The organism is Mesorhizobium sp. M2C.T.Ca.TU.002.02.1.1, assembly GCF_003997225.1.
Genome location: NZ_RZTO01001250.1, coordinates 1 through 1157 on the forward strand (window position 1 = coordinate 1; position 1157 = coordinate 1157).

The 1157-nt window shown below is 59.0% G+C and carries 2 protein-coding genes; one reads left to right on the plus strand and one right to left on the minus strand.

Features of this window, described 5'->3' with window-relative positions; translation table 11 throughout:
- The coding region (locus tag EOD07_RS35190; RefSeq protein WP_245470616.1) for a Wzz/FepE/Etk N-terminal domain-containing protein at positions 1-557 on the minus strand (557 nt) is incomplete at its 3' end.
- A gap of 262 nt (positions 558-819) precedes the next feature.
- Between EOD07_RS35190 and EOD07_RS35195 the strand changes: the two genes are divergently transcribed.
- Positions 820-1157 (plus strand): polysaccharide biosynthesis/export family protein (locus EOD07_RS35195; RefSeq protein ID WP_164772880.1); only part of this gene is annotated, 338 nt, incomplete at its 3' end.

A 1157-nucleotide genomic window follows, 5' to 3' on the forward strand; every position in this document is an offset into this window, starting at 1 on the left:
ATATAGGCGTTGGCGATGCCGTTCGCTATGTCAGCGGCAAGCTTAGGATCCTTCGAGGCGAACTCGATGGCGATCGCACGCGTCTTTTCAACGGCATAGACGTTGAGCTTGTCGTGCATGGCGTTCAGCACGCGCTCTTCCGGCGGAATATCGAAGGGATCGCTTTTCAACCCGACAAGAACGAGCATGCGTCCGAGCGCCGACATCTTCAGCGTTTCGTCGAACTCAGGCAGCTTGTCCAGATTAAGCTTGGCCGCCACCTGCTTGAGGATGTCGGGTGAGGAAATGATCTGGACCTGGGTGGCGACGCCCTGTTCGTCGAGAATCGGCTTCTCGTCGTCATTGGTGCCCGGCGGCCGGGTGTATTCCGATTCGCGCGAGCCGATCTCCAACTTGGCCGTCGCCTTATAATAAGGCGTCGCGAGCCAGGCCAAAGCGAAGGCGAGCCCGGTGACCGCGAGGGTCACGAGAACAATACGCAGCCAGTTTCGCGCTAGGCTGGCGAAAAGCTGTCTCAGGTCGACATCAACATCAGCGGCCGCGGACTGAACGGACATGCATCCTGCTCCGAACTTTGAGTCGAGGATGGACCGTAAACAACTATGGTAACTCACCCGTTAAGATCAGAACGCATGCTTATTAGAGGACACTCAAAGAAGATTGCTCGAAAGCAATAGAACAATTGGTTTTTTGCCGATCGACGAGGTCCCGGACCACGCTCCTTTACCGCCCATTAACCCTAACAGGATGATAACGGTCGCACTTTCCTGGGGTTGTGCCGCGGCTTGCGGCAAGAGCGATGAAGGTTCCTGGCCGGTCATGAAAAGCACTGCTTCCCTCTTTCGCGCTTTGCTTGCCCTGTCGCTGCTCACCGGTTGCTCGAGCTACCGCCCGACGCCCGCCGCCTTTCACGAGGTGCTCGACCAGCCCTACCGGCTCGGCGCCGGCGACCGTGTCCGTGTCACGGTGTTCGAGCAGGACGGATTGACCAACACCTACAGCGTCGACCAGTCCGGCTATCTTTCCTTCCCGCTGGTCGGCGCGGTGCCGGCGCGCGGCCATACCGCGCAGCAGCTGGAAAAGGAGATCGCCGACAAATTGCGCCAAGGCTATCTGCGCGACCCCGACGTTTCGGTCGAAATCGACCGCTACCGGCC